The following is a 9,521-nucleotide window of genomic DNA, read 5'->3' on the forward strand; positions in this document are numbered from 1 at the left end:
AATTCTCTATGTTAAATGCTTATATTTATGACGGTCTACGTAGTCCAATTGGTCGACATGCAGGCGAACTTGCATCAGTGCGCCCCGATGATCTTGTTGCGATGGTTATGCAAAAACTTCTAGAAAAAACAGGTGTGCCTGGTGCAGACATAGAAGATGTCATTTTAGGAGATACCAATCAAGGTGGTGAAGACAGCCGCAATGTTGCCCGGAATGCTCTATTGCTTGCAGGTTTACCTGTAACGGTTGCTGGACAAACAGTCAACCGCTTATGTGCCAGTGGTTTAGGTGCTGTCATTGATTCAGCACGTGCGATTACCTGTGGTGAAGGTGACTTATATATTGCTGGAGGTGTAGAAAGTATGTCTCGTGCGCCTTTTGTGATGGCGAAAGCTGAAAGTGCTTATAGTCGTGATGTAAATATCTACGACACCACCATTGGTTCACGTTTTCCCAATAAAAAGCTGATTGCACAATATGGTGGACATTCTATGCCTGAAACAGGCGATAATGTTGCAGTTGAATTTGGCATTACTCGAGAACAGGCAGACCTATTTGCTGCTCAATCACAGGCAAAATATCAACAAGCCAAGCAAGATGGCTTTTTCAATGATGAAATTACACCCATCGAAGTTTTTCAAGGAAAAAAATTACCTCCAAAATTGGTCACAGAGGATGAACACCCACGTCCGAGTTCTACACTAGAAGCTTTAAGCAAGTTAAAACCGCTATTTGAAGGTGGTGTAGTCACAGCGGGTAATGCCTCGGGCATCAATGATGGTGCAGCAGCACTTCTTATAGGTTCAGAACTCGCTGGTCAAAAATATGGCTTAAAACCTATGGCTAAAATTTTATCCGCGGCAGCGGCAGGCATTGAGCCACGTATTATGGGGGCTGGTCCAATTGAAGCCATCAAAAAAGCTGTAGCACGTGCAGGCCTTCGTTTAGATGATATGGATATTATTGAAATCAATGAAGCTTTTGCTTCTCAAGTCTTATCTTGCTTAAAAGGTTTAGATATTGATTTTAATGACCCACGTGTGAACCCAAATGGCGGTGCAATTGCGATTGGTCATCCTTTGGGTGCTTCTGGTGCACGTCTCGCACTGACAGTGTCACGAGAACTGATTCGCCGTAATAAAAAATATGCAGTGGTGAGTTTATGTATTGGAGTGGGACAAGGCTTAGCAATGGTGATTGAAAACGTTGCTTAAGCATTAACGATTATCCATTCATCACAACAGCGCAGTGATGAATGGATTTATTTTGCATAGCGAAATATAATGGATAAACTGTTGTTTATTATATTTGAGTATCGAATGTCTCAGAATTCAGAACCTGAACAAACTATAAATTTTGATGAGATACGTCTAGATCCTATTTCTCATATTCATCGTGAAAATAACCCACAATTTATTGCATCTTTGGCACGTGGCTTAGAGCTGTTACGTTGTTTTTCTGCTAACCATCAAGTGTTAGGTAACCAAGAGTTGGCAAAAATGACCGGTTTACCCAAACCGACGATTGCACGGATTACCAACACGCTTGTGTCTTTAGGTTATTTAAAACAACTGCCTAACTCAACTAAATACACTTTAGACATTGGTGTCTTGTCTTTGGGTTATGCTGCCTTGTCCAATATTTCGATTCGTAATATTGCGCATCGCTATATGGAAGAATTGAGTCAATATGTTCAAGCACCTGTTGCAATGGCGACACGTGATCGCTTAAACATGGTTTATATTGATGTAGTTCAAATTGAAACAGCGTTAAATATGCGCCGTCCGATAGGTTCAACCTTGCCCCTCCACAGCAGTTCTATGGGAAGAGCATGTTTAGCGGCAACACCTGAACGTGAACGTAATTTCTTGCTCGATGCGCTGAAACAAAAAAATCCTGAAAACTGGCCTGCAATTAAACGCTCTCTTGAACGTGCTTTTCGAGATTACCAAGATTATGGATATTGTCTTTCTTTAGGTGAATGGCATAAAGAAGTCAATTCTGTTGCTGTGCCTTTAGTGAGTTCTCAACATGGTCTTTATGTCTTTAACTGTGGCGCACCTAGTTTTCATTTAAATCCGGAAAAACTTGAAGGTGAAATTGGACCTCATTTAATTCATATGGTGCATAACATTCAAGATGCATTGAATGAAACACACTGATCAGCTGATTTGAAAAAAGATCAAAGATCATATGAATAAATGATTCAATTTCATGCTAGCAAACAAAAGGCATGATGAAAAACACACTCTATACCCCGACCATTATTTTAATGGCAATTGCAGCAGGCATCTGTACGGGCGGGAATTACTTTAGCCAACCACTGATTCACTCAATGAGTTTGAGTTTAAATATATCGGATACCACAACAGCGTGGGTGCCAACTTTGGCGCAAATTACTTATGCTTGTGGCTTGCTGTTTTTGATGCCTTTAGGGGATATTCTTGAAAAGCGTAAGCTGCTTTTTATCTTTATGTTGCTTGCTGCATTCGGACTGATTATTAGTGGCTTTTCTCACAATATTTATCTGTTGATGTTTGGAACAATCATTACAGGGCTATTCTCGAGTTCAGCTCAACTACTGTTACCGCTTGCAGCGAGTCTGGTCCCTGTTCAACAAAGCGGGCGTGTTGTGGGATTTTTACTCAGTGGATTGATGATGGGCGTGTTATTGGCACGTTCAATTTCTGGACTGATCTCTACACTCTTTGCATGGCATGTGATCTATTTGATCAGTGGATTTTTACTCTTAATTATTGCGATTATTTTATATCGTAATATTGGTCGATTCCCTCCAACCCAATCTGAAAACTATGTAAAAACCATTCATTCCTTGCCAAAGATCTTTTTTCAGAATCGTCGACTAAGAAGAAGAACCTATATTGGTGGATTAACTTTTGCCTGTGTCAGTTTGACCTTTACCATAATGTCACTATTGCTGGCTCCAGCACCATATTTTTTGAGTGATTTCACGATTGGATTATTTGGTTTTGTTGGTATTTTAGGCACATTTGTGGCGAATTTCTCAGGTAAATTCATTGATCAAGGCTACATTCATAAAATATCAATCACTTGTGGTTTCGGGCTAATCCTCAGTTGGTTATTATTTTTATTATTGGATTATCATTTCATCTTTTATATTTTTGCCCTACTCATCCTTTATGCATCACTTTCTGCTGTTCATGTCACCAATCAAAGCATTGTGTTTAAGCTTAACCAAGAGTTACGATCACGTTTTAATGCAATCTATATGACGGGATATTTTGCAGGTGGTGCATTAGGCACGACGACAGGCAGTTATGCTTGGAAACATTTTGGCTGGATAGGTGTGTGTAGCTTAGGCTTGGTATTCGCCATTTTATGTTTATATTGTTGTATTTCAGATGCAAAAAAACCAGCATAATTTATGCTGGTTTTTTTAAATTTGTCTGGATCAATAAATCAGCTATACACGCTGTATTTAACTAATCTCAGTACGAATATTATTCACCATATGTAATAAACGTGGCGCAATATCTTCTTCCAGTTTTTCACGATTCATTATAAAGCTTGGACCACCGCAGTTAAATACCAATAGACCATGTTGTTCATGAATCAATGGAACAGCTACAGAGTTGACATCTTTATGCCACTCCCCAATGGAAAAGCAATAACCAAAATCTTGATAATCTTTGAATGCTTTGTCTAAATCACGATTGATTTTAATCCAGTCTTCTTTATGTTTACGACGGATTGCATCCAGCAAAAATTCTCTTTCATCTTCAGGCATTGCTGCAAGACACGCACGCCCCATCGAGCTTAAATGAATCGGCAAATAGGTTCCAACCTGACGTCGCATGGTCATATTACCTTTACCTTGAACCACATCCAAATAAATCATATTCAAACGATCACGTGTCGCCATTGCAACAGCAGCACCTGCGTAATCTGCTAAATTCTTCATATAAGGATGTGCAATATTACGGATGGACACATTGGAAAGCATTGAATATCCGAATGCCAAAACACCAACAGAGAGTTGGAATTTACTCGAATTTGGCACTTGTTTGATATAGCCCAAGCGTGACAAAGTATGGGTTAAGCGAGTAATTGTCGGTTTAGGTAAACCTGTCATTTGTGAGAGTTCTTGATTACCTAAATGTTGATGTTTTGGCGTAAAACAACGCAATAGCTCTAAACCACGTCCTAAGGCAGTGATAAATTGACGATCATTTTCATCCTGCATATCTTCTATAGGATGCAATAGCTCATGGCGCAAAGGCGCTAATAATTTTTCTGTTTGTTCTGCATCAAAGGCATCAGTCATGGTTATAACACTTCATCTATTTGTTTCGCACTGCGAAAATTATAATCTATTTTTTCTATAAATACACTTTAAAATAAATAATGCATAAAGGTGGATGTGAAAAGTCTAATTTTTCTGATGATTGCGAAACTTAATCATCATAGCCCTTTCACATCAATGGATTAAAACTCTTAACCAATCACACCTTGAGCTTTTAATTCTGCAAATTTCTCATCTGAAATAATACGACCTAAGATTGTTTGTGTATGCTCTCCCAATAAAGGTGGTGCATTTCGATACTCTACAGGTGTCCGAGAAAGTTTGATGGGAGAACCAACGACTGTCATTTTTTCACGAAGTGGATGTGGCATTTCTACCAACATTTCTCGTGCAATCACTTGAGGTTCATTAAAAGCTTGTTCGAGATTATTAATCACCCCAACAGGCACTTTGGCTGCATAAATTGCATTTACCCATTCATCAGCAGTCTTGGTTAAAAAATGCTTGGATAAAATATCAATCACTTCCTCACGATGTTTGATTCGACTCGCATTACGGCTAAAGCGAGGATCGTTGGGTAAATCAGCTAAACCAATACTGTTACATAGTTGAATGAATTGGCTGTCATTACCACAAGCAATAATGAATTCTCGATCTGAAGCTTTAAATAACTGGTAAGGCACAATATTGGCATGTGCATTGCCATAACGCTCAGGAATTTTTCCTGAGGAAAGATAGTTCATTCCTTGGTTTGCCATCGTAGCGATTTGCACATCAAGTAAAGCCATATCTATATATTGACCTAAACCTGTTACATGACGGTTGAGTAAGGCTGCCTGTATGGCAATGGTTGAATATAATCCAGTGGATAAATCAGAAAACGCTACCCCCACTTTTTGAGGACCACCGCCGGGTAAATCATCCTTTTCACCTGTGATGGACATCAGACCGCCCATACCTTGGATGATAAAATCATAACCCGGTTCTTCTGCTCTTGGTCCATTTTGTCCAAAACCAGTGATTGAGCAATAGACCAGTCTTGGGTTGATTTCAGATAAAGTGGCATAATCTAAGCCATACTTTTTTAAAGAGCCTGTTTTATAGTTTTCAATAACCACATCCGTATCTTGGATGAGTGCTTTGATAAGCGATTGCCCTTCTGGATTTGCAATATCAATCGCAACAGAAAGCTTATTTCGATTGGTCGACTGATAATAAGCAGCTTCACGTGTGTCCTGCCCTGCATCATCTTTCATCCAAGGTGGTCCCCAAGAACGGGTATCATCACCCAACTTTGGTCTTTCAACCTTAATAACTTCTGCACCTAGATCAGCAAGAATCTGTCCACACCACGGTCCAGCCAGTACTCGACTTAAATCAAGTACACGAATTCCATTTAAAGCGCCCATGTCTATTCCACGTTCGATTTGTTTAATTTCCTACAGAAAAACTTATCTAGTATAAGTTTCGCATAGCGATATGTATTTTTAATATACATGCAAGTATGCAAAAATCAATCAAAATATTTTTCCTAGTTGATAATAATGTGTTTTTAAATAAACATAGATCAATAAAATCAAGTAATTATAATATTTTAAATAAAATACAACATATCGCATTGCGAAATTAATTTTCAAAATATATTGTTTTATGCAATTCCATTGATTAATATCGAAACGAAATGCAGGGTTTTGCCCGCATTAGATTGATGTTTTAAGTAAGTTGTATAAAGGACAAGACTATGATTCGAGATCAGGAAACACTTAACCAACTGGTAGATATGATTCGACAGTTTGTAGATGGTGTATTGATTCCTCATGAGAATGAAGTCGCAGAAACAGATCAGATTCCTCAAAAAATTATTGAGCAAATGCGAACTTTAGGTTTATTTGGTCTGACGATTCCTGAGCAATATGATGGTCTTGGACTGACTATGGAAGAGGAAGTGACGATTGCATTTGAACTTGGTCGTACTTCCCCTGCTTTCCGTTCCTTGATCGGTACCAATAACGGCATCGGTTCAAGCGGTTTAATCATTGATGGGACCCAAACTCAAAAATCATTTTTCTTACCTCGTCTAGCACGTGGAGAGCTAATCAGCTCATTTTGTCTCACTGAACCAGATGCGGGTTCAGATGCAGCTTCGCTCAAGACGACTGCCATTAAGGATGGTGATTTCTATATTTTAAATGGTACTAAACGCTTTATAACCAATGCACCACATGCAGGTGTATTCACAGTCATGGCACGTACTAACCCTGAAATAAAAGGTTCTGGTGGGATCTCAGCATTTATTGTGGATAGCACAACAGCAGGAATCTCTTTGGGTAAACAGGATCAAAAAATGGGACAAAAAGGTGCGCACACCTGTGATGTCATTTTTGAAAACTGTCGGATTCCTGCCTCTGCACTGATCGGTGGTGTCGAAGGCGTCGGCTTTAAAACAGCAATGAAAGTTCTAGATAAAGGGCGCTTACATATTGCTGCAATTAGTGTAGGTGCCGCTATCCGTATGTTGGATGATGCGCTCAAGTTTGCGATTGAACGTAAACAGTTTGGACAAGCGATTGCAGAATTTCAATTGATTCAAGCCATGCTTGCTGACTCTAAAGCTGAAATTTATGCCGCCAAATGTATGGTCATAGATGCAGCTAGACAACGTGATGCTGGACAAAATGTCAGTTCAGAAGCTTCATGCGCCAAAATGTTTGCGACTGAAATGTGTGGTCGTGTCGCAGATCGATGTGTACAGATTCACGGGGGTTCAGGTTATATCAGCGAATATGCGATTGAACGTTTTTATCGAGATGTGCGTTTATTCCGTCTTTATGAAGGAACAACTCAGATTCAGCAAATGATTATTGCCCGAAACATGATTCGTGCTGTGTCTTAATTAATTCTTCGGCACTTTAAAACGAATTAAAGTGCCATAAATCAAATGTAGGTAATGGATTATGGCTACAAACTACACCACCTCTATCTCCCCAATACAACCCCACACTTGGAAAATTGCATTTATTTTTGCATTCTTGGCTTTGTTGGTCGATGGCGCTGATCTCATGCTGCTGTCTTATAGCCTAAACAGTATTAAAGCAGATTTTGGCTTAAGCTCAGTTCAAGCAGGTATGCTCGGTAGTTTTACGTTGGCGGGTATGGCTGTAGGGGGAATATTTGGAGGATGGGCATGTGATAAATATGGTCGAGTGCGTATTGTAGTACTTTCGATCCTAACTTTTTCACTCCTGACATGCGGATTAGGCTTTACCCAAAATTTCCTAGAGTTTGGCTTACTGCGCTTTTTTGCTTCACTGGGTTTGGGTTCACTTTATATTGCCTGTAATACTTTAATGGCTGAATATGTACCGACGCGTTACCGTACAACCGTCTTAGGTACATTACAGGCAGGTTGGACAGTCGGTTATATCGTTGCAACTTTGCTTGCTGGTTGGATTATCCCAGATCATGGTTGGCGCATGTTGTTTTACGTTGCCATTGTCCCTGTATTGATTGCGATTTTGATGCACGTACTTGTGCCAGAACCTTTAGCGTGGCAAGAGTCTCGCCTTAAACAGCCAGTCGTTACTCATGATGTTGAAAAAACCTCTGCTTTCCAATTGATTTTTAAAGATAAGCGTAATCGTAATATGTTTATTTTATGGGCATTAACAGCAGGTTTCTTGCAGTTTGGTTATTATGGGGTCAATAACTGGATGCCATCCTATTTAGAAAGTGAATTAGGGATGAAGTTTAAGGAAATGACTGCATATATGGTCGGAACTTATACTGCCATGATTCTCGGTAAAGTTCTTGCAGGGATGATGGCTGATAAATTGGGGCGCCGTTTTACCTATGCATTTGGCGCAATTGGTACCGCGATTTTTCTACCTTTGATTGTTTTTTACAATTCACCAAGCAATATTTTGTATCTTTTGATCGCTTTTGGATTCTTATATGGTATTCCATATGGTGTAAATGCAACATATATGACTGAAAGTTTCCCTACAGCGATTCGTGGTACAGCAATTGGTGGCGCTTATAATGTGGGTCGACTTGGTGCTGCACTTGCGCCTGCAACGATCGGATTCTTGGCATCTGGTGGTTCGATTGGTTTAGGTTTTGTGGTTATGGGAGCTGCATATTTAATTTGTGGTGTTATTCCTGCGCTTTTTATCAAAGAAAAATTATACGATCCGCAAAAGTCCTAAATTTTAAAATTTAACGACCGTGAAGCCAGCTTAATTTTGCTGGCTTTTTTGTTGCTATCTTTTTGGATTTATTTATAAAATTGAGTTTATATCGAGCTCTTTCATTTGATATTTTTATTAAAATAATTTAAAATACCGCCAAGCGAAATGGAATTTCTTTTATGAATGATATACAACGCGAATCGATGGAGTTTGATGTCGTGATCGTAGGCGCAGGTCCTGCGGGTCTTTCTGCTGCGATTAAAATTCGTCAATTGGCTATTGAAAACAACCTTCCAGACCTTTCTGTTTGTGTAGTTGAAAAAGGCTCTGAAGTTGGTGCGCATATCCTTTCTGGTGCTGTACTTGAACCTCGTGCAATCAATGAACTTTTCCCTGACTGGAAAGAACAAGGTGCACCTTTAAATGTACCTGTGACTGAGGACAGGACTTATTTCCTCATGTCTGCTGAAAAATCTCAAGAAGCACCGCATTGGATGATTCCTAAAACCATGCACAACGATGGCAACTATGTCATTTCATTGGGTAATGTTGTTCGTTGGTTGGGTCAAAAAGCTGAGGAATTAGAAGTTTCTATTTTCCCGGGCTTTGCTGCTTCAGAAATTCTTTATCATGAAGATGGTTCTGTAAAAGGGATTCAAACTGGTGATATGGGCGTTGGTAAAGATGGCGAACCAACGCATAACTTCACACCTGGTTATGAACTTCATGCCAAATATACGATTTTTGCAGAAGGTTGCCGTGGACATCTCGGTAAACGTTTAATTGCAAAATACAACTTAGATCAAGATGCCGATCCGCAACATTACGGTATCGGGATTAAAGAGCTTTGGGAAATCGACCCTGCAAAACATAAACCAGGTTTGGTGATGCATGGTTCAGGTTGGCCATTTTTAGAAACAGCAACATCAGGTGGATGGTGGTTATATCACGCTGAAAATAACCAAATAAGCTTGGGAACTTTTGTTGACCTGAGCTATACCAACCCACATATATACCCTTTTATGGAAATGCAACGTTGGAAAACACAT

Annotated in this window: 7 protein-coding genes and 1 pseudogene; 6 read left to right on the forward strand and 2 right to left on the reverse strand. The window is 39.5% G+C overall.

Going from position 1 to position 9,521, the window contains the following annotated elements; all coding sequences use genetic code 11:
- Positions 1-8: 8 nt before the first annotated feature.
- From AC1Z3T_RS05975 to AC1Z3T_RS05985, 3 genes and pseudogenes are all read left to right on the forward strand, one after another.
- Complete coding sequence (locus AC1Z3T_RS05975; protein WP_009586414.1) at positions 9-1,214, forward strand: 3-oxoadipyl-CoA thiolase; 1,206 nt, start codon at positions 9-11, stop codon at positions 1,212-1,214.
- A 105-nt stretch (positions 1,215-1,319) separates the two neighbouring features.
- Entirely contained in the window at positions 1,320-2,162 is an 843-nt protein-coding gene (locus AC1Z3T_RS05980; protein WP_004830752.1) for an IclR family transcriptional regulator, read from the forward strand.
- Positions 2,163-2,233: 71 nt separating this feature from the next.
- Positions 2,234-3,422 (forward strand): annotated as a pseudogene (locus AC1Z3T_RS05985) (MFS transporter).
- A gap of 38 nt (positions 3,423-3,460) precedes the next feature.
- Here AC1Z3T_RS05985 and AC1Z3T_RS05990 read toward each other — a convergent pair.
- Both AC1Z3T_RS05990 and AC1Z3T_RS05995 read right to left on the reverse strand, forming a co-directional pair.
- Positions 3,461-4,306, reverse strand: a complete 846-nt coding sequence (locus tag AC1Z3T_RS05990; protein ID WP_004830750.1) for an IclR family transcriptional regulator — start codon at positions 4,304-4,306, stop codon at positions 3,461-3,463.
- A 170-nt stretch (positions 4,307-4,476) separates the two neighbouring features.
- Positions 4,477-5,694, reverse strand: coding sequence for a CaiB/BaiF CoA transferase family protein (locus AC1Z3T_RS05995; RefSeq protein WP_100885242.1), 1,218 nt, complete (start codon positions 5,692-5,694; stop codon positions 4,477-4,479).
- A gap of 332 nt (positions 5,695-6,026) precedes the next feature.
- On the opposite strand from AC1Z3T_RS05995, the gene AC1Z3T_RS06000 reads away from it, so the two are divergent.
- The 3 genes from AC1Z3T_RS06000 to AC1Z3T_RS06010 form a co-directional block, all read left to right on the forward strand.
- Entirely contained in the window at positions 6,027-7,178 is a 1,152-nt protein-coding gene (locus AC1Z3T_RS06000; RefSeq protein ID WP_100885243.1) for an acyl-CoA dehydrogenase family protein, read from the forward strand.
- Between the two features lie 61 nt (positions 7,179-7,239).
- Complete coding sequence (locus AC1Z3T_RS06005) at positions 7,240-8,490, forward strand: MFS transporter (protein WP_100885244.1); 1,251 nt, start codon at positions 7,240-7,242, stop codon at positions 8,488-8,490.
- Between the two features lie 161 nt (positions 8,491-8,651).
- A partial coding sequence (locus tag AC1Z3T_RS06010; RefSeq protein WP_483396538.1) for an NAD(P)/FAD-dependent oxidoreductase occupies positions 8,652-9,521 on the forward strand: 870 nt, incomplete at its 3' end.

This window comes from Acinetobacter sp. B-6 (assembly GCF_056930735.1).

Coding starts and splice junctions, on each gene's coding strand:
- AC1Z3T_RS05995 (WP_100885242.1), bottom strand. CDS start 5,694: ATGGGCGCTTTAAATGGAATTCGTGTACTTGATTTAAGTCGAGTACTG.
- AC1Z3T_RS06005 (WP_100885244.1), top strand. CDS start 7,240: ATGGCTACAAACTACACCACCTCTATCTCCCCAATACAACCCCACACT.
- AC1Z3T_RS06000 (WP_100885243.1), top strand. CDS start 6,027: ATGATTCGAGATCAGGAAACACTTAACCAACTGGTAGATATGATTCGA.
- AC1Z3T_RS05975 (WP_009586414.1), top strand. CDS start 9: ATGTTAAATGCTTATATTTATGACGGTCTACGTAGTCCAATTGGTCGA.
- AC1Z3T_RS05980 (WP_004830752.1), top strand. CDS start 1,320: ATGTCTCAGAATTCAGAACCTGAACAAACTATAAATTTTGATGAGATA.
- AC1Z3T_RS05990 (WP_004830750.1), bottom strand. CDS start 4,306: ATGACTGATGCCTTTGATGCAGAACAAACAGAAAAATTATTAGCGCCT.